General features: G+C 62.7%; 15 protein-coding genes. 8 read left to right on the forward strand and 7 right to left on the reverse strand.

Annotated elements, in window-relative coordinates:
• The coding region (locus PHA8399_RS19160; protein ID WP_145977075.1) for an integrase core domain-containing protein at positions 1-546 on the forward strand (546 nt) is incomplete at its 5' end.
• A gap of 249 nt (positions 547-795) precedes the next feature.
• Here the strand turns inward: PHA8399_RS19160 and PHA8399_RS19165 are convergent.
• The 3 genes from PHA8399_RS19165 to PHA8399_RS19175 are packed head-to-tail and all read right to left on the reverse strand — an operon-like array spanning position 796 to position 4,078.
• A complete protein-coding gene (locus tag PHA8399_RS19165; protein WP_058287711.1) occupies positions 796-1,695 on the reverse strand; it encodes a plasmid partitioning protein RepB C-terminal domain-containing protein in 900 nt (299 codons plus the stop codon).
• Positions 1,692-2,585 (reverse strand): plasmid partitioning protein RepB C-terminal domain-containing protein, encoded by an 894-nt coding sequence (locus PHA8399_RS19170; RefSeq protein WP_058287712.1) that lies wholly within the window; start codon positions 2,583-2,585, stop codon positions 1,692-1,694. Before PHA8399_RS19170 ends, PHA8399_RS19165 begins: the two co-directional genes overlap by 4 nt.
• Positions 2,585-4,078 carry a recombinase family protein gene (locus tag PHA8399_RS19175; protein WP_058287713.1) on the reverse strand — a complete coding sequence of 498 codons (1,494 nt, stop codon included), beginning with the start codon at positions 4,076-4,078 and terminating at the stop codon, positions 2,585-2,587. Before PHA8399_RS19175 ends, PHA8399_RS19170 begins: the two co-directional genes overlap by 1 nt.
• A gap of 1,621 nt (positions 4,079-5,699) precedes the next feature.
• Here PHA8399_RS19175 and PHA8399_RS19185 point away from each other — a divergent pair.
• The 3 genes from PHA8399_RS19185 (at position 5,700) to PHA8399_RS19195 (ending at position 10,874) form a co-directional block, all read left to right on the forward strand.
• Positions 5,700-7,358, forward strand: a complete 1,659-nt coding sequence (locus PHA8399_RS19185) for a transcriptional regulator (RefSeq protein ID WP_058287715.1) — start codon at positions 5,700-5,702, stop codon at positions 7,356-7,358.
• A gap of 165 nt (positions 7,359-7,523) precedes the next feature.
• Positions 7,524-7,982: a hypothetical protein gene (locus PHA8399_RS19190; protein WP_058287716.1), complete on the forward strand. Its 459-nt coding sequence runs from the start codon at positions 7,524-7,526 to the stop codon at positions 7,980-7,982.
• 243 nt (positions 7,983-8,225) lie between these two features.
• Positions 8,226-10,874 carry a methyl-accepting chemotaxis protein gene (locus PHA8399_RS19195; protein WP_058287717.1) on the forward strand — a complete coding sequence of 883 codons (2,649 nt, stop codon included), beginning with the start codon at positions 8,226-8,228 and terminating at the stop codon, positions 10,872-10,874.
• A gap of 24 nt (positions 10,875-10,898) precedes the next feature.
• Here the strand turns inward: PHA8399_RS19195 and PHA8399_RS19200 are convergent, their stop codons facing one another.
• Positions 10,899-11,810: an MBL fold metallo-hydrolase gene (locus PHA8399_RS19200; RefSeq protein ID WP_058287718.1), complete on the reverse strand. Its 912-nt coding sequence runs from the start codon at positions 11,808-11,810 to the stop codon at positions 10,899-10,901.
• 128 nt (positions 11,811-11,938) lie between these two features.
• A complete protein-coding gene (gene pcaQ, locus PHA8399_RS19205; protein ID WP_058287719.1) occupies positions 11,939-12,865 on the reverse strand; it encodes a pca operon transcription factor PcaQ in 927 nt (308 codons plus the stop codon).
• A gap of 86 nt (positions 12,866-12,951) precedes the next feature.
• On the opposite strand from pcaQ, the gene pcaC reads away from it, so the two are divergent.
• The 4 genes from pcaC to PHA8399_RS19225 are packed head-to-tail and all read left to right on the forward strand — an operon-like array spanning position 12,952 to position 15,543.
• The gene (pcaC, locus tag PHA8399_RS19210) at positions 12,952-13,347 is read left to right on the forward strand and encodes a 4-carboxymuconolactone decarboxylase (RefSeq protein ID WP_058287720.1); all 396 of its coding nucleotides are present in this window, start codon (positions 12,952-12,954) and stop codon (positions 13,345-13,347) included.
• Positions 13,344-14,081 (forward strand): protocatechuate 3,4-dioxygenase subunit beta, encoded by a 738-nt coding sequence (gene pcaH, locus PHA8399_RS19215; protein ID WP_058287721.1) that lies wholly within the window; start codon positions 13,344-13,346, stop codon positions 14,079-14,081. Before pcaC ends, pcaH begins: the two co-directional genes overlap by 4 nt.
• Positions 14,081-14,701, forward strand: a complete 621-nt coding sequence (gene pcaG, locus PHA8399_RS19220; protein ID WP_058287722.1) for a protocatechuate 3,4-dioxygenase subunit alpha — start codon at positions 14,081-14,083, stop codon at positions 14,699-14,701. The genes pcaH and pcaG overlap by 1 nt, the downstream gene beginning before the upstream one ends.
• A gap of 11 nt (positions 14,702-14,712) precedes the next feature.
• On the forward strand, positions 14,713-15,543 hold the full coding sequence (locus PHA8399_RS19225) for a 3-oxoadipate:acetyl-CoA acetyltransferase (protein WP_058287723.1): 831 nt from the start codon (positions 14,713-14,715) through the stop codon (positions 15,541-15,543).
• Positions 15,544-15,642: 99 nt separating this feature from the next.
• Here PHA8399_RS19225 and cueR read toward each other — a convergent pair whose 3' ends face one another.
• Positions 15,643-16,032: a Cu(I)-responsive transcriptional regulator gene (gene cueR, locus PHA8399_RS19230; protein WP_058287724.1), complete on the reverse strand. Its 390-nt coding sequence runs from the start codon at positions 16,030-16,032 to the stop codon at positions 15,643-15,645.
• A complete protein-coding gene (locus tag PHA8399_RS19235; RefSeq protein WP_058287725.1) occupies positions 16,029-18,536 on the reverse strand; it encodes a heavy metal translocating P-type ATPase in 2,508 nt (835 codons plus the stop codon). The genes cueR and PHA8399_RS19235 overlap by 4 nt, the downstream gene beginning before the upstream one ends.
• Positions 18,537-18,728: the final 192 nt, after the last annotated feature.

Here is an 18,728-nt window from a genome sequence, read left to right on the forward strand (position 1 = left end):
GGTTATCTGGGGTCACAGGATACGTTCTATGTCGGCACGCTGAAGGGCGTCGGGCGGGTCTACCAGCAGACCTATGTCGACACCTATTGCAAGGTCGCCCATGCCAAGCTCTATACGACCAAAACCCCGATCACTGCCGCTGATCTGCTGAATGATCGCGTCCTGCCATTCCACGATGAACACGACCTGCCGGTGCTGCGGATCATGACGGACCGGGGCACGGAATACTGCGGCCGGGCCGACAAGCACGACTACCAGCTCTTCCTGGCCATCAATGACATCGACCACACCAAGACCAAGGTGAAATCGCCCCAGACCAACGGCATCTGCGAGCGGTTCCACAAGACCATTTTGCAGGAGTTCTATCAGGTCGCGTTCCGCAAAAAGCTCTACGACAGCATCGGTGCGCTGCAAACGGACCTCGACGAATGGCTGCATAACTACAACCACCAACGCACTCATCAGGGCAAAATGTGTTGCGGCAGAACGCCGTTCCAGACCATGATTGAAGGCAAGCAGATCTGGAAGGAAAAGTTCGTGAACTGAACTTGGCCTGACAGACGCCGCCGGAAAAACGGCCAACTGTCAGATCACATCTGAACCACTACATGTGAGCAACATTCACACTTCTGCCGGATGTAAAATCCCGGCTTTGTGGGCTCCGCACGGGATCGCCGCCATCCCCACAGCCGCACTTGATCCGCCCCACCGTGCGGCGTCTCCTGCGGTCCCCGCGCTTTTTCGGGTCCGGGTCCCCAGTCGTGATCCCATCCCAATTGACGGGAACCACTTGGATCACAAAGTCAGTGCTTCCGTCTCCGTAACCTTTTCAAATTCGGGCAGAAACTCGGTATGGTGCATTTCTATGTATCGTACGATCCGTGGGTTTTTGATGAGCTTGGAAACATACCCCCGCGCCAGAACCAGATCGAGATGATCGGATCCGTAGGTATCTTCGACCAATCGCAGCTCCCGCTCCAGATTTGCAGACTCGCGTTCCATAAGCTCAAGTTGCTGGCGGGAAACCCCCTTTGCAGCCTTGGGTTTCTCCGGATTGACAAGCTGGCTTTCAGGCGTCGCAGCCAGCAGCGACTTCGCATAGTTCACGGTGAACTTGTTCATGGTTACCATCAGCTCCGCAGCTTCGATCTGGCGCAGCGGCTTCATCTTCTTGAGAACACGAAACCCCGTCAGCGTGACCTGCTTGTCCTTCAGCAATTCGGCCGCTTCTGGACAGATCCCATCCAACAGGCGCCTCTTCTCCTGGAGCGTTTTGATGTTGATATTCAAGGCGCGCGCTAATCTCTCCTCTGGTACGCCACGCTTCAATGCCATCAGGATCATTTTGTGTTCCTGAATGATCGCAAGCCGGCTGATGCGCTTGTTGTAGGTATAAGCTTCGTCATCAGTGGAGATTTGGCAAAGAGCATCACGCTTACCCAGGTCTTGCAGGATTGCATGGCGCAAGTGCCCATCGAGAAGCATGTAATTCCCTGGGTCAGACTTGTCCGCAGTGACGACAAGTGGCTCGACCAGACCGATTTCCTCAACGGATGCAGCAACCTGACGATACTTGACCGTCTCCTTTGTCCCTTTCTGGACGACGTAAAGTGGATAGATGCGTCTCAGCGGCACACGGACAAATTCCTTTTCAAACGCCAGAGTAATCTGTTTCTTTTGCTTTGAACCCTTCATTGTATTTCCCCTGTGCGGGACGCAAGCCTGTCAGTCAGCTTCTTCGGAATTGTCGCCAGGCTTTCCGCGCGAAGCAATGTCACGAAATTTTCATCGTTCAGCAAAGTCCGCAAAGCTTCCGTGATGAACATCAATTCGTTGCGGGTTGCCGTCGCCTTTCGAAGCAGCACCTGCTTCTTCTCCACGTCGTTTTGGTATGTGCGCAGCAGGCTTTCGACAGATAGCGGCCGTCTTGGCCGTTTATCCGTGCCGGGCTGCCCCTTGCCATGCTTCTGGCGAGCCTCCACCAAGCGCTTTGCGGCCAAGAGCCTGCTCCCCCGGAGAAGGTTGCTCTCATAGGCCTGGCGCAGGATGTCTTGTACTTTTGTATCGTCGGCGTCGGCGATGTCGACAGCTACACTTACCGGAATTTTGCTACTTTCAACCGCCCGTAGAAGCCTGTGTTCACCGCTTTCCAAAAGCCGCAGCACACCGCGCACATATTTCATCGTCAGATTAGTCTTTTGCGCGATCTCGACGTCTGAATAGCCCCTATCTTTCAAACCTTTAATGTCGCGGAGCAGATCCAGAGCTCTGTGCTGCCGGCGGGCTACATTCTCAACAAGACTCATGACAAGACAATCTTCACCGCTGGCGGAAATCACGATCGCGGGGATTTCTGTTTGCCCAAGCTCTTGGAAGGCTTCCAGCCGTCCCTGGCCGCAAACCAAATCATAATGCGGGCCAGCATCGCTGTCTCTTCTTGCTACCGTGATGGGCCGTTTCAGGCCCAGTACAGCAATGCTGTCGACCAGCGCAGCAAAGGCATTACGGTTTCGAACGCGAGGATTGATGACCGTAATTCGATCAATTGGCACCATTTCCGCAGCTGTGTGAGCTTCCTCAATCATCAGGCAGCCTCCGGAAGTGGTACCTGAATCGCCATTTCGAACAGGGGAGACAGCGTGCCGAAACAATAAGCATCAAGCGATAACCCGTTGTTCTCTGCAAGCCGAAGGCGCGGTAGTGTCATGTCGATGCCTGGAAGCAGGTAATAATCGAGCGGACTCTGGTTCGGCCTGTCCATACGAACAGCAACAGTAATGTCGGGCTTCAACCTCGTGTCGAAACGGATGTTCCAGCGGAGGGAACCTGCGCTTGTCTGATGACACCGGACAATGACCAGTGAAGCGGTAAACTCATTGTTAATGGTCAGGAGATCCGTACTTGGATCCTGTTCTACAAACCCGCCTGCTGCTTCAATTCCTGCTATAGTTTCCGCCACAACACCAGGGTGCAGCTCACGCAGGCGACGATTGATCTCAATATACCGATAGTCGCGATCCGGTTGGAAACCAACAAGCTTGTATGCGCGAATTAAGCTCCCGAATCGGGTGCGGTAAGAACCGCTTGACGGAAGCGCGTCCGCTTCGTCGATGATCAGGCCTGACAAATACCCCTGGGATTGAAGGATATCCCGAAGGCCGGCCAGCATCTCATCGTCAGTCAGCCTTGCTGATCTCGCGCCAATGATGGCACCAGCCGCGGAAAAGAGCTCCGGATCGACAATTGCTTCGAAGACACCCTCCGCTCTGACCCAAGTATCCGGGTCGTTTTGCACCCGATACTTCTTCAACTTGAAAGAGCTTCGGTTCCAGACATTGTTCCCGATGTATTTCTCGTTGATCAGAAGCTGGTGCACAGTACCTCGGGTCCAAGCTCGTCCCAGATCGGTCAGTATTCCACGGGAGTTCAGCTTCTCCGAGATTTCTGTTTCAGATTTGCGTTCCTCGACAAATGATCGAAATATCTCTACTACGATGGCAATTTCTTCGTCAGGCCCTGGCACAAGGATCACCCGGTCGGTTTGAATACTCTTATGCTGGCCTCGTTCAAGAATACCTTTGGGCTGACCTCCCTCATCGATCAACATACGCCTCAGACCGAAACCCGGCGGCCCGCCCTGCCGGAACCCGCGTTCAATCAGGCGGCATTGCCCGGCGAATACCTTCTGGGAAAGCTCGCGGCTGTATTCACCGGCCATCGCACGTTTGACGCCTTTGACAATCGTCGATACCGGACTGCCATCATTCTCAAATTGCTCGGCACAATAGACGACTGATATGCCCGCACGCTTGCAGATGTATTCGTAATAAGCACTTTCGTCGGCATCCTGAAACCGCCCCCAGCGGCTGATGTCGTAGACAAGAACAACCTTGAAATCGGCGTTCCCGGACTGAATGTCTTCGAGAAGCTGCTTCAGCCCGTCGCGCCCTTGAATTCGAAGACCGCTCTTTCCTTCATCCGAATAGGTCCGAACGATGTCGATGCCTCGCCGCCGGGCGTATTGCGCAATGGCGTCAGACTGGTTCTCAGTAGAGTAGCGCTGGTGTTCTGTAGACATGCGCACGTATTGCGCTCCGCGGATCGCACGCTGGGATTTTGGAGCCCCAGGGCTCTCTTCATGATCATCGCGCCGACTCAAGAGCCAATCACCTCCCTTCGTCAAAATCCAAATCAGTTGGGAATGGCCGCGATTCCTGCGTGCCAAAGCTTAAACGCGGGACCTCGGAAAAGTGTTTCCGAAGATGGGCAATGTTTTTTCAGATCAGGACAAGGGCAAATGAACAAATTAGACTACCGACTGGAGATCTCGGCTGCACTAAAGCGCGAACTTGGGGGATCTCACCGGGCGATCAAGGCTTCCATGAATTGGACAGGGGCATCTGAGAGAACCGCGAAGAACTGGTTGGCCGGAGCAAACTGCCCAACGGGCGAGCACTTGATCGAGCTCATGAGGCACTCAAATGAGGTCGCGTTAACTGTATTGGCCTTGTGCGGCAGAAACGAAGCATGCATTTCTTTTGAGCTCGATCGGCTCCGCCAAACACTTGTCAGAATGCTCTCGACTGCAGAGGAAATTTTGGGCCCAGAATCTGGGGCACCGCATCAAGCCGCAGAAAACCGTCGCGGCAGCAAAGAAAGCTCATAGTCTGCTCAGGTACCGAGTGTGGCGCGTCCTCAAGGCACTGCAAAATGATCCATGCCTGAGACAGTGAAATCTGAAGGCCCGAGAAAGCCTGTTTCTGCCCCATGCGCGCCGGGCAGTCATGGGGTCCGGATTCCTGCAACGCATTTGCTCAACCGGGCACTGCATCCTCAGACTGCAGCGTGGATACAAACTGGGATACGTTCTTTTCCACTTGACCACATATCCTCAGTATTTTACCTTTTAATTGTGTAATAACATGGACTTAGCATGGCATCCTACCACCCCAGCCATCGGCTTCTCACACAAGAAAACAAGCACCCGGTGCACCCGTTAGCCCCGAAAAGGCCCCCGGTTTCGGCCCCAGTGTTTTGGCGTGCTGTTAGCGGCTTCAGAACGTGTGTCTCGGGTGGGTCGGGAGGCCCCCAGCGGGCTGCTGGAGACCATCGCCACAGGTTAGAGCAAGCGAAAGTCCACATCGTTCGCCCAGTGATCCCAGTCATCGCACTCGTTATCCGCCGCCGACCCTTCGATCAGATGTTCTGGCCGACAGCACAGTTGATTTCCTCCCCCTTTGCCTGAAAGACGGTTTCGCTGCTGAGAGTGCGGGACTTGGCCATGGCCGCGCCCTTGGCGAGGGAGAATTCACACTGCCCTTCTGCCCCGCCAACTCCTCCGCCGTTTCTGCCGCGCTGCGATCAGGTCGCGGGGTTTGCATCCGCACGATCCGGCCCGGAATTACGCGCTGAAGCAGAAATTGCACGCATACCGTGCGTAGCCGCCGCCAAACTTCAGACAGCGGCAAACCGCCTTGCGAGGCTGCAGCAAGGCGGCCTGAACAGCCTGAACAGTGTCCTGTTGAAGAGTGACGCAAGGTCACTTATGATGCCGGAACGCACGCAGGCTTGCTGCTGATGCAACGTGCTGAACCTCCCCCCTCAATATTTTACAATCAGTAATTGCAAAACAAATTAAGGCAATGCAATATGATGGTGATTTAATATTAGATGCAACAATCGTTCAGTGGGGTTGACGGATGACTGTCTTTCTCAAGATTTGCCGGTTTGGAGCTTTTGGCGTCTTTGATGCGCAAGGGGAAAACGTACAGCTGGGGGCCAAGCACCAGGCGCTGATGTCGCTGCTGTCCACGGCCGACGGAGGGATACGGACGCGGGCGTTTCTGGAGAAGACACTGTGGTGCCTGGCACAGCCGGAGCAGGCCAAGGCCAGCCTGCGCACGGCGCTGTCGACGCTGCGGCGGCACCTGGGGCCGGAGGCGGCCAAGCTGCTGTTTGCCAACCGCGAACGGGTCATTCTGGACCTGACCCGGGTGGAGCTGGACAGCTGCGCCGGCAGTTCGGAATTCATGGAAGGTTTTGAGCTGCCTCATGAATCCGTCTTCAATAGCTGGCTGTCGGACACCCGGGCGGAGTTTTCCCGCAGTTCCGCGCACCCGGTGCCGCAGGCTGGTGCCGCTCCGGGGCGGGTGATCCTGGACAGATTGCTGCCGTCGATTGCGGTTCTGCCCTTTGTTCACCGGTCACCGGGGGCCGCGGATGCGCCGCTTGGATCGCTGATGTCCGAAGAGCTGTCGCGGCACCTGTCGCGCAGCTGGGCTTTCTCGGTGACGTCCTACCTCGCCTCACGCCAGTTTGACCCGGAAAAGGTGCGCCCGGCCGAGGTGTCCTCGGTTGCGGGGGTCGACTACCTGATTTCGGGAACGGTCACCAGCGACGGCGGCCGGTTCCGCGCCGAAATAGACCTGCATGATGCGGTCCGCGAGAAGGTGATCTGGTCGCGCAGCTTTGACGGCAGCAAGAGCAGCCTGATGGAGGGACGCAGCTCCGTCCTGCGCAACGCAACGCTGCAGATCGGCCAGACCGCCGCGGGCGAGGCGGTCCGGCTGGCCGGGTTCAAGCCGCTGAAGGCGCTGGAAAGCCATGTGCTGCTGATGGCGGCGATCTCACTGATGCAGGAAATGGACGCGGGCAAATTCCAGCGCGCGCATGAAATCCTGTCCCATCTGCTGGAGCGGGAGCCGAACCATGCGCTGCCGCTGACCTGGATGGGATTCTGGCATGTGATGCGGGTGGAAAAGGGGTTGTCGCCGAACCGGGAGGAGGACAGCCGTCTTGCCAGCAGGATGGCGGACGCGGCCATTGACGCGGCGCCCGCGTTCTCACTGGCCCACACCCTCAAGGGGCTCATCTCCAGCCACCTGACCTTCCGGTTCGACCTGGCGCAGGACGCTTATGACCTGGCACTGCGCGACAACCCGAACGAAGCCTTGGCGCTGCTGCTCAAAGGGGCGACGCTGGCGTACCAGGATATGCCGGACGCGGCGGTGCAAATGACAGATGCGGCGCGGCAGCTGACCCCCTTGGGACCGCAGTGCTATTATTTTGACGCGATTTCGGCCCTGGCACATTTGTCGGCCCGCAATTACGGCCGCGCGATCGAACTGGCCGACCGCTCGCTGGACGCCAAGGGCGCCTTCCCGGTGCCGCTGCGCTCCAAGGCGATTGCCTTGCAGATGTCCGGACGGGGCGACGAGGCCCGGAGCACGGTGCAGAAGCTGCTGGAGGCAGCGCCGAAGTTCTGCCTGTCGCAATTCCAGCGTGACAACCCCGCCGCGATGAGCCCTGCGGGACCGGAATGGGCCTCTGCCCTGCGGCAGGCCGGGGTGCCGGAGTAACCCTGACCGGGCGCCGCCAAGCCCCGGCTGCCGGGTGACGCTGGGAAATGCGCATCTGGCCCGCATCTTTTGCCGAAAGGCCAGGATAAACGTGTTAGCATCCGGTAGAACCCGGCGGCTGGCCGGGCCGGCAATGACCCGCAAAGGGCGGCGCAGGGAGAGGGCGTGAGCGAACATCTGGAATTTGAACGGCGCTTCTCGGGCTTCGGGCCGGCGGTCCGGCCCGAGGAACGGACACAGGAGATTCTCGACATTGTGGACGGCTTCATGCACCGCTGGGGCTACTCGGTCAGCAATCTGATCGGCGCAGAACTGACAGTGGGGCATCTTGGCGGCAGCCCGGAAGGGGCCCCGGACCTGATATTCCGCATGGCGGTGCTGGACTATTTCGAAATTGTCATCCGCAGCCGCAACGGCACCGTCAGCTATGGCGGCTGGCTCACCGGCACCTTACCGGTCTCGGTGTCCAGTGAGCAGGTCAACGGCCGCCCGGTTCTGCTTACCACCTGCCGCGAGGGCGGCCGGATCCGCCATGTGTTCGATCCGCTGGCCGGGTACCGTCCGGTGGCGGATGCCGCTAACCTGCCGTTGCATGCTGTGTGGCGGCTCTCGGACCCGGCCTAGGCGCAGCCCCAAGACGCTTGCGGTCATCTGCTCCGGGACCGCCGCGCCGCTGCCGGCCGGTAAAATACAACGGACTTTCCCGCGCCTGCTCATGCTTTCTTTAGAGTCTTTCTGGCCTTCTAGCACAAAGAAGCAGGCGGGCGGACTTGCACCTGCAATCCCTGACCAGTCCCGCGCGCCAGCGGGGTGCCCCATGACTGGCCCGGGTTCAGATAGAAGCGGGCGGATGCATTGGGTGAGACGATGACTATTGAAAAAGACGTTCCGGCGCGGCGCCGTTTCCGGCTGTTTTCCAGTATTGGCGCCAAGATCACGCTGATCCTGATGACGATGGGCGCTGCCTGCGCCGTGGGCGGCATCCTGGTCACCCTGGTGTTCACGCAGACCGGCCGTCAAATGCAGGTTCTGACGCAAGAGAAGGTCCCGCAGCTGGAGCTGAGCAGCCGCCTGGTAAATGCCGCAGGCCAAGCCAAAAACACGATGATCGGCGTTCTGCAGGCCGGATCGGTTGAGGATCTGGCCCAGGCCGAGGAAAAGGCCGCCGCCGCCATCGCGCATCTGAACAGCACGGTCGCCGGGCTGCCCGCCGGGGAGCAGGCCCAATTCGCACCGGAGGCCGCTGCCGCTGCTGAACGGCTCAATAACCTGATTGCCGCGCGCAAAGGCGCCTTCGCCAACCAGGTTGCAATCGACACCCGGACCGCCCGCCTGCAGACCCTCAGCCAGGCGGTGCAGGACAAGCTTGTCATGGTCGCCTCCGAAGCCCGCAACAGCCTGATGGACGGCGGCGAAGAGACCATCATCCAGGTCGACGAGGTTCTGAACGATCTGGTGGAGCAGCAATTCGGCGGACTGCAAACGCTGCTGGAAGCACGCGCGGACATCAGCATCCTGTCCGGCGCGGCGCTGGCACTGGGGCATGTGCGCGACGTCCCGACCAAAGGGGCGCTCAAGAAAATGGCCAAAGACGCGCTGAAACGGCTGGAGCCTGTGCTGGGCCGGCTCGAAGAGCTGGGACTGGACGCCGGCCGGGTGCAAAAGGTCCGCGAGTCGGTGGAGCTGTTCCGCTATACGCTGACGGCCAGCCGCAAGGAGCTGAAGGACAGCCGCAAGGAGGTGCTGGCCGCCCGCAACGCCAGCGTGCGCCCGCTGACGCAGGCGATGGAGCGGATGGTATTCACCCTGTCGGTCGCAGCAACCCAGGCCAGTGCAGACAACCGCACCGCCATCCAGGGCCTGCTGGACAACCAGGTCGGCGTGCTGCAGCAGCTTCTGGAAATCAACGGCTGGATCAGCGCCTTTCAGGTTGCGGCGCTGGACATGGCCGCAGCGCATGAGATTTCCGCCGCCCGGGCCGCTGCCGGACCGCTGCAGGACGCCGCCGCTGCGCTGGCGGGCTACAGCGGGTTCAATGACGGGGTGTTTGCTCAGGAACTGGAAGGGATGATCGCGCTTGCCGATCCCTCGCAAGGCCTGCCGGTGTTCAAGGCCGCGGCGCTGGAGGCTGCGGCCGAAGCTGCTACGGCATCGCAGGCCACCGTGGACGCCGTGCTGGAATTTGCTGGCAAGGCGACCGCCCTCGGGGCCGAAAGCCAGCTGGAAATCGCCTCAATCGCGGACGGGCTCGCCAGCGACGTGACCGCAGCACAGCGGCAGCTGCAGATCCTGGCGGCTGTGGCGGCGGCGGTGTTTCTGGCGGCGCTGGTTCTGACCCGGATTCTGATCCTGCGCCCGCTGGCCGATATCAGCGGCACAACTGAGCGGCTGGCCGCCGGAAATCTGCGCCCGGTGACCGGTTACGAGCGCTCCAGCGATGAAATTTACCGCATCGCCACGGCGCTGTCGGTATTCCGCGACGGGCTGGTGCAAAAGGCCGAAGTGGAGGCCGCAGCCGAAGCGGAGCGCGATGCGCGCCTGGCCGAGCAGACCGCCGCGGTTACGGCCATCGGCAGCGGTCTGGAACGGCTGTCGCAGGGCGACCTGACCTACCGCATCCGCACCGAAATGGGCGAAGGCTATGCCAAGCTGCGCGACGATTTCAACGCAGCGCTGGAGAAGCTGGAGGCCTCGGTGAGCAGTCTCAGCGCCAGCGGCCAGTCGATTGCCGGCGGCAGCACCGAAATTTCCTCGGCGTCCCGCAACCTCTCCGAACGTTCGGAGCACACTGCCCAAACCCTGGCCGGAACCGCGGCGGCGGTGAACCAGCTTTCGGTCTCAATCGCCGGCACCGCCCAGGCCTCGGGCGAGGCCTCCGCCTCGGTCGAGGCGGCACGCCAGAACGCCAATGAGAGCATTGAGGTGGTCAAACGGACCTACGGCGCGATGGAGGCGATCAAGGAAAGCTCCGAGAAGATTTCCCGAATCATCGGCATGATCGAGGCAATTGCCCAGCAGACCAACCTGCTGGCGCTGAACGCCGGCGTCGAGGCGGCCCGGGCAGGCAATGTCGGCAAGGGGTTTGCCGTGGTCGCCTCGGAGGTGCGGACGCTGGCGCACCGGTCCAAGGAAGCCGCCACGGAAATCGCCGCTTTGGTGGAGGAAGCGGGCCAGAATGTCGAGCTTGGCGCCGATCTGGTCGAGCAGACCCGCGCGGCGATCAGCGACATTTCTGCCTCTGTCACCAGCGCGGCCGACCTTATGAAGTCCATTTCCCAGGCATCCTCGGAACAATCCGGCAGCCTGCAGGAGATCAACACCGCAATGGCCAATCTCGACGACGCCACCACCCGCAACGCGGCCCTGTTCGAGGAGGTCACCTCCTCCAGCCTGGGGCTGTCCAAGGAAGCTCAGGCTATGGCTGGCGCCATCGGCGCCTTCCGCACTCAAGCGGCGGCCCCCGGACATAGTGCCAGCGGCACAGAGCAAGAGGAGATCTGGCGGCTGCAGGCCTGAGGCGGTGCTCGAAACAGCCCTGCCCTACTCCCCGGCAACGAAGCGGTAGCCGCTGCCGGACCGTTCTGCCCGCCCGATGCCGCCGCCCGGCAAGTGATAGCCAATCAGCCGCATCTGCTCCGCGGCCAGCAGATCCAGCAGGCGCAGGCGCGTCGCGGCCGCCGTTTGCGGATCCTGGTCAGAGCCGACCGGCCAGGAGGGTTCTGCAAAGCTGACATGGTGATTGCCAACCGCGTCGCCCAGGATCAGGACGCTTTCACTGCCGCCGCGGACTTCAAAGGCCATATGCCCCGGCGTGTGGCCGGGGGTGGCGCGGGCGGCAACGCCGGGCAGGATTTCCGCCCCATCGGCGAACAGCTGCACCCTGTCCTCCAGCGCCTCCATCCGGCGGCGCGCCCCGGCGGCCATGGCAGCGCGGCTGCTGCCGATGCTGGCGGCCGTGTCCGGATCGTACCAGTAATCCCATTCATCCTGCCCCATCAGAAAGGCCGCCTCGGGGAACAGCAGTTCATCGAAATCGTCCAGCACCCCCCACAGATGATCCGGGTGGCAATGGGTAAAGACCACGTGGGTTACGTCCTCCGGGGCGACCCCGATGGCCTCCAGCGCCCCTGGCAGCTTGCCCGCGCTGTCCTGAAACCCCGGCCCGGAACCTGCGTCAAACAGAACCACCCGGCCCTCGTCCCTGAGCAGGGTGACATTGACCTCTGGCATCAGCGGCCCCGCCCCGATCCCGTAGCGGTGCAGCAGCGGTTGCAGCGCCTCCGGGTCAAGCCCGCCAAAGATGAATTCCGGCGGCAGGGTCAGGTGGCCGTCCGACAGCGTTTCAATCTTCTTGGCCCCCAGCTCGATCCGGGCCAGCGCCCATCCCGGTGCCGCCGCCGCAGCCAGCCCCGCCGCAGCCCCCAGGCCGAAATTCCGTCTGCTTAAGGCCATCGCCTTTCCTCCCGCTTCAGTCTGCCTGCATCAAATGCAAATATTCTATTTGGTGAATTATACGGCATGGCCGCAGCAACGCAAACTCCTGCATTGCCGCAGTCCTGCCAGTCCGGCCAGCAGCGGCGCTAAACCAGTCCCAGAGCGGCGCAATGGCTGCGCAGCGCGGCGCAAAACCGCTGTGCAGCGGCGGTCAGCCGGTGATCGCGGCGGGTGCACAGGCCAACCGGGCCCAAGGTGCTGTCCGTGTTCACCGGCAGCGCAGCCATGGTGCCCGCCTGCAGATCCGGCCGCACCACGCCGTGACTAATGATCCAGACCGCCTGATGCGCCAGCACGAAGCGGCGCCCAAAGGAAGATGAGACCGTCTCGACCGGAAAGCGCGGCAACGCCAGCCCCTGCTCCAGAAACATCCGCTCGACCAGAGGGCGGATGATAGACCCTTCCGACGGTATCAGCACCGGATAATCCTCAAACACCGCCGGCGGCAGATGGGCAGCCCCGGCCAGCGGGTGGCCTGCTGCGACCACCACCGCGACGCGCTCACGGTACAAGGGGTCGAATTCCACCCCGGCCATCGTTTCCGGCGCGGGCAGCCGGCCGACCACCACATCCAGGCTGCCGCGGCGCAGCTGGTCAATCAGATACTGATTGCCGCCGGACATCACCAGGAACCGCCCCGGTGCCCTGCCTGCACGCAGCTGCGCCAGCGTGTCGGGCACCAGATCCGCTGCCACTGTAGGCAGCGCCCCGATGTAGACCTGCGGCCCCTCCGCCTCCCCCAGGCCCTGCAGCAGCGCCACCCCGTCACGCGCCAGCGCCAGGCTGCGCCCCGCATGATCCCGGAACAGCTCTCCATAGCTGCTGAGCCGGATGCCGCGGCCATGTTTTTCCACCAGCGGCTTGCCGCAGACCGCCTCCAGCTCGCGCAGCGCCCGGGTAACAGCGGGCTGGGTCATGCCCAGCGCCTCAGCCGCCTGGGTGACGCTCAGCTTGCGGGCGACTTCAACGAAGACTTCAAGATGGCGCAGCTTCAAAGAGGACGAAAGTCTCATATCACCACAGGTATCATTTCATGCCTGATTGGGGATTATACAGATCACCTGCGGTATGCGATACTCCTATGCAAAGGGAGACCGCAATGACGCAAGACAGATACGACCGCGGCATGCAAGTCCGGCGCAGGGTGCTGGGCGACGCCCATGTGGACCGCGCCGAGGCCGCCAAGACGGCGCTGGACCAGCCGTTTCAGGAGCTGATCACTGAGGCCGCCTGGGGCACGGTCTGGGCGTCGGACCGGATTTCCATGCGGGAACGGTCGATGCTGACATTGGCGCTGCTGGCAGCGACCGGCAATTTCGCTGAGATCCCGATGCACATCCGAGCCACCGCCCGCACCGGCGCCAGCCAGGAAGACGTGCAGGAGGCCTTCCAGCATGTGGCCGTCTATGCCGGCGTGCCGCGCGCCAATCAGGCGCTGAAACTGGCCAAGGAAACCTATGCCGCAATGGCAGCCGAAGGGGAGGAGCCCGCATGAGCACGCCGCCGAAAGAGGGGGAGTTCTATCAGCGCGACCGCCGCTGGCACCCCCCTGCCCTGTCGCAGGACTACAAGACCTCGGTCACCCGCTCGCCCAAATTCCCGCTGATCAGCCTGGAGAACACCCCCAGCGAGATCACCGGCCCGGTGTTCGGCCACAACGATATCAACGCCGCCGACAATGACCTGCTGAGCAACTTCGCCCAGCCCGGCGAAAGCCCGGTCGGCGAGCGGATCATCGTGCATGGCCGGGTGCTGGATGAAAACGCCCGCCCGGTGCCGAACACGCTGGTGGAGATCTGGCAGGCCAATGCGTCCGGCCGATACCGGCATAAGAAGGACAGCTATCTTGGGGCGCTGGACCCGAATTTCGGCGGCTGCGGCCGGACGCTGACGGATGCGAACGGCTGCTACCATTTCCGCACTGTAAAGCCCGGCGCCTACCCCTGGCGCAACTGGGTGAACGACTGGCGGCCCGCGCATATCCACGTTTCGGTCTTCGGCAGCGGTTTCGCCCAGCGGCTGATCACTCAGCTCTATTTCGAGGGCGACCCGCTGATTGCCCGCTGCCCGATCGTGAACACCATCCCGGACCCGGAGGCGGTTGAGATGCTGGTGGCCCGGCTCGACATGAACGCCACCATTCCGCTGGACACCATCGCCTACCGCTTTGACATCGTGCTGCGCGGGCGGCGGTCCACCCTGTTTGAAAACCGGCTGGAGGGAAACTGATGCGGCAGAAGCTGGAATACCTGAAAGAAACCCCCTCCCAGACCGCTGGTCCCTATGTCCATATCGGCCTGGCCCCTGGTGCGGCGGGGTTTGAGATCTACGATCAGGAGCTTGGCTGGGACATTGCAGGTCCCAATGCCAAAGGCGCGCGCATCCGGGTCGAGGGCGTGGTGACCGACGGCACCGGTTCTCCGGTCAAGGACGTGCTGCTGGAGGCCTGGCAGGCCAATGCGGACGGCGTCTATGCCCACCCGGAGCATGTGGGCGAGGTGGAGCAGGGGTTCCGCGGCTGGGGCCGGGTGATCACCGACTTCGAGACCGGCGAATGGGGATTTGACACCGTGAAACCCGGGCCTGTGATGGGCCGGGGCGGGCAGATGATGGCGCCGCACATCAATCTGTGGATCGTCGCGCGCGGCATCAACGTCGGGCTGAATACCAGGGTCTATTTCGAGGACGAGGAAGAGGCCAATGCGGCAGACCCGGTGCTGAATGTGATAGAATGGGAGCGCCGCCGCGCCACACTGATCGCCAAGCGCGAGGCGCGGGACGGTCTGGCAGTCTACCGGTTCGACATCCGCCTGCAGGGCGAAGATGAGACCGTGTTTTTCGACATTTGAAGGGGAATTTAATGAGCACACCCTGCATCATCTGCGTGGCCATCACCGGCTCGGTCCCGACCAAGGAGAACAATCCGGCGGTGCCTGTCACTATCGCGGAACAGATCGAAAGCACACAGGAGGCGTTCGAGGCCGGCGCCTCGATTGCGCATTGCCATGTGAGGAATGACGATCAGACGCCGACCTCGGATCCGGAAAAATTCGCGCGGCTTATGGAAGGGCTTCAGAAACACTGCCCCGGCATGATCATACAGCTGTCGACAGGCGGCCGCTCCGGCGCGGGGCGCGAGCGCGGCGGGATGCTGCCGCTGCGCCCCGACATGGCATCGCTGTCGGTCGGATCCAACAACTTCCCCACCCGGGTCTACGAGAACTCCCCCGACCTGGTCGACTGGCTGGCCTCCGAGATGCGCACCTACGAGGTGAAGCCGGAAATCGAAGCCTTTGACCTGTCGCATATCCACCAGGCGGTGAAGATGAACCGCGAGGGGCGCATTCCCGGCACGCTTTACGTGCAGTTTGTGATGGGGGTGAAGAACGCGATGCCGGTGGATAAGGACGTGTTCGACTACTACGTCAAAACCATGCAGCGGCTGGCGCCGGAGGCCCAATGGTGCGGCGCCGGGGTCGGGCCGGGGCAGATCCTGGTCAACGAATGGTCGATTGCCGCAGGCGGCCATACCCGCACCGGGCTGGAGGACAACATGCGGCTCGACCGCGAGACGCTGGCCCCCTCCAACGCGGCGCTGGTGAAACGGGCCGCAGACCTGTGCGCGAAATACGAGCGCCCCGTCGCCACCTGGCAGCAGGCCCGCGAGATCCTGGAGCTGCGCCCCGCCTGAATGCGCCCGCTTCGGGCCGCAAGGCCCGAAGCCGTGCCCAAGGCCGCCAGGCGGCCCGTCAGGGCAGCCGCGGGCGCGGGAGCGCCGCGCCGGGCTTGCTCAAACCTCGCCTGACAGATCCTTGAGGATCGGGCAGTCCGGGCGGCTGTCGCCTGCGCAGCCTTTGACCAGTTCGCCAAGCGTGTCGCGCATGGCCTGCAAGTCGGCGATCTTCTCCTCGATCTTGGCCAGATGCTCCAGCGCCAGCTGTTTCACATCGGCGCTGGCGCGGCTTTCGTCCTCGTAGAGCGCCATCAGGGTGCGGCAGTCCTCGATGGTGAAGCCCAGCGCCCGGGCCCGGCCCAGAAACGCCAGCTTGTGCAGATCGGTCTCCGCAAAGCAGCGGTAGCCGTTGGCGCTGCGGTGCGGTTTGATCAGGCCGATGTCCTCGTAATAGCGGATCGTCTTGGCGGGCAGCCCGGAGCGGCTGGAAACGTCACCGATGTTCATGCGCGCGCCTCCTGTCCGCCTGCTGCGGCCGCTGCGCGGGCAGTGTGGCCCTCCTCTATCGCTGGTTTCAGGCGGCGCAGGCGCAGCGCGTTCGACAGCACAAACACGCTCGACAGCGCCATCGCGCCCGCGGCCAGCGCCGGCGACAGCAGCGGCCCGCCGAAGGGATACAGCACCCCGGCTGCCACCGGGATCAGCAGCACGTTGTAGCCAAAGGCCCAGACCAGGTTCTGGCGGATGTTGCGCATGGTGGCGCGGCTGACGGTCAGCGCATTCACCACCCCGCGCAGATCGCCGGAGACCAGCACCACATCTGCGGCCTCGATCGCCACGTCGGTGCCGGTTCCGATGGCAATGCCCGCATCTGCCGTGGCCAGCGCAGGCGCGTCATTGATGCCGTCGCCGACGAACGCCAGGGTGCCGTGCTCCTGCTGCAGCTCTGCAATTGCGGTCACCTTATCCGCCGGCAGGCATTCCGCCTTTACCGCGTCAATGCCCAGCTGCGCGGCAATCGCCTGCGCGGTGGCCGCAGCATCGCCGGTGATCATCGCCACCTTCAGCCCCTGATCATGGAACGCCTTGATCGCGGCAGGGGTGCCCGGCTTGACCGGGTCGGCCACCGCAATCACCGCCGCCGCCCGCCCGTCAATCGCTGCGTACAGCGGGGTTTCGCCGCGTTCTGCCAGCCGCTGACCCTCGGCCTCAAGTGCGCCCAGCGCAATGCCTTCGCGGACCATCAGCCGGGCAGCGCCCACCAGCACTTCGCGCCCCTCGGCCCGGGCCCGCAGGCCATAGCCCGGGATCGCCTCAAAAGAATCCGCCTTGGGCAGCCCTTTGCCTGCCGCTGCCGTGATGGCGCGGGCGATGGGGTGCTCCGACTGCGCCTCCGCCGCGCCGGCCAGACGCAGCACCTCGTCCCGGCTGAAGCCCTCGGCACAGACCAGCGCAGTCAGCGACGGGCGCCCCTCGGTCAGGGTGCCGGTCTTGTCGAGCGCCACCACCTGCACTTCCTGCAGCCGCTGAAGCGCGTCGCCCTTGCGGAACAGAACGCCCATCTGCGCGGCACGGCCGATGCCCACCATGATCGACGTCGGCGTTGCCAGCCCCATCGCGCAGGGGCATGCAATGATCAGCACGGAGACGCCGGCCACAAGGGCCAGCGGCAGCGACGGCGCCGGGCCGAACAGCGACCAGGCCAGCACGGTCAGCGCCGCAACCACGATTACCGCGGGCACGAACCACAGGGTGATGCGGTCGACCATCCCCTGCACCGGCAGCTTGGCGCCCTGCGCCTGCTCCACCATGCGGATAATCTGCGCCAGAACGGTGTCGCGGCCCACGCGGGTGGCGCGGAATTCCAGTGCCGCATTGCCGTTGATGGTGCCCGCCGTCACCTCATCCCCCGAAGCTTTCGCGACCGGCACCGGCTCGCCGCTGATCATGCTTTCGTCGATGTAGGAGCTGCCCGAGACAATCTCGCCGTCCACAGCGATGCGTTCGCCCGGGCGGACACGGATCAGATCCCCTGCCCCGATCTCCTCCACCGGGGTCTCCACCGCCTCGCCAGCGGCGACAACCATGGCGGTTTTCGGCTGCAGCCCGGCCAGCTTGCGGATGGCGGCGCCGGTGCGCCCCTTGGCGCGCGCTTCCAGGAACCGGCCGGTCAGGATCAGCACCACGATCACCGCCGCGGCCTCGTAATAGACATTGGCAGTGCCTGCCGGCAGCAGCCCGGGCGCGAACGTGGAGATGACCGAAAACCCGTAAGCCGCAGAAGTGCCCAGCGCCACCAGCGCATTCATATCAGGCGCGCCCCGGAACAGCGCCGGGAAGCCCTTGGTGTAGAACTGCCGCCCCGGCCCTGCCAGCACGAGGGTGGTCAGGGCACATTGCAGCAAATAACTGTTTTGCATACCGATATTGGCCGCCACCCAGTGGTGCAGCGCCGGGATTATGTGGCTGCCCATCTCGATCAGGAAGACTGGCAGCGTCAGCACCGCCGCGATCAGCACCTGCCGCCCCAGCGCGGCAATCTCATCCGCCTTGCGCTGGCTTGCCTGCTCCGCCTCATCCGGGGCACCGCTGCTCAGCCGCGCCGGATAACCCGCTCCTGTCACCGTGCGGGCCAGATCGGCGGCCCGGACCGCCCCGGTCAGGAACCGGACCTGCGCGGTTTCGCTGGCCAGGTTCACACGCGCCTCCAGCACCCCCGGCACCGCCAGAAGCGCCCGCTCCACCCGCCCCACACAGGACGCGCAGGTCATACCGCTGAGCGCCAGGGTCACCTCGGACTCAGCCGCCGGATAGCCTGCGGATTTCAGCGCATCCGTCAGCTGAACCAGTTTCACCTCCGGCACAGCCTCGACCTGGCCGGTTGCGTTTGCAAGGTTCACGGATGCCGCTTGAACCCCCTCAACGCCCGCCAGGGCACGTTCGGCGCGCCCGGCACAGCCTGCGCAGCTCAGGTTGGTAATTTGCAGTGATATACGGGTGTTTTCTGACATGGGAGACCTGCGGTTTTGTCCTATGCTGGATCATATGAGGGTTCCAGTCAGGGGAAGGTCAAGGCCCCGCGGCAAGATTCCTTCCCAAAACTGGAAGCCTGCGGGCAAGCAGCTGGAAAAGGCGGTTTCTTTCTTCCTTGGCCGATGGCGCGGACCGCTGCTCAGCCGTCGCATTCGGGGCCAAGCCCAGCA

Origin of the sequence: Leisingera aquaemixtae (genome assembly GCF_001458395.1) — a bacterium.
GTDB classification, from domain to species: Bacteria; Pseudomonadota; Alphaproteobacteria; order Rhodobacterales; family Rhodobacteraceae; genus Leisingera; species Leisingera aquaemixtae.

Coding starts and splice junctions, on each gene's coding strand:
- PHA8399_RS19175 (WP_058287713.1), bottom strand. CDS start 4,078: ATGTCTACAGAACACCAGCGCTACTCTACTGAGAACCAGTCTGACGCC.
- cueR (WP_058287724.1), bottom strand. CDS start 16,032: ATGAACATCGGTGACGTTTCCAGCCGCTCCGGGCTGCCCGCCAAGACG.
- PHA8399_RS19225 (WP_058287723.1), top strand. CDS start 14,713: ATGAGCACACCCTGCATCATCTGCGTGGCCATCACCGGCTCGGTCCCG.
- PHA8399_RS19235 (WP_058287725.1), bottom strand. CDS start 18,536: ATGTCAGAAAACACCCGTATATCACTGCAAATTACCAACCTGAGCTGC.
- PHA8399_RS19195 (WP_058287717.1), top strand. CDS start 8,226: ATGACTATTGAAAAAGACGTTCCGGCGCGGCGCCGTTTCCGGCTGTTT.
- pcaH (WP_058287721.1), top strand. CDS start 13,344: ATGAGCACGCCGCCGAAAGAGGGGGAGTTCTATCAGCGCGACCGCCGC.
- PHA8399_RS19170 (WP_058287712.1), bottom strand. CDS start 2,585: ATGATTGAGGAAGCTCACACAGCTGCGGAAATGGTGCCAATTGATCGA.
- pcaQ (WP_058287719.1), bottom strand. CDS start 12,865: ATGAGACTTTCGTCCTCTTTGAAGCTGCGCCATCTTGAAGTCTTCGTT.
- PHA8399_RS19165 (WP_058287711.1), bottom strand. CDS start 1,695: ATGAAGGGTTCAAAGCAAAAGAAACAGATTACTCTGGCGTTTGAAAAG.
- pcaC (WP_058287720.1), top strand. CDS start 12,952: ATGACGCAAGACAGATACGACCGCGGCATGCAAGTCCGGCGCAGGGTG.
- PHA8399_RS19185 (WP_058287715.1), top strand. CDS start 5,700: ATGACTGTCTTTCTCAAGATTTGCCGGTTTGGAGCTTTTGGCGTCTTT.
- PHA8399_RS19200 (WP_058287718.1), bottom strand. CDS start 11,810: ATGGCCTTAAGCAGACGGAATTTCGGCCTGGGGGCTGCGGCGGGGCTG.
- pcaG (WP_058287722.1), top strand. CDS start 14,081: ATGCGGCAGAAGCTGGAATACCTGAAAGAAACCCCCTCCCAGACCGCT.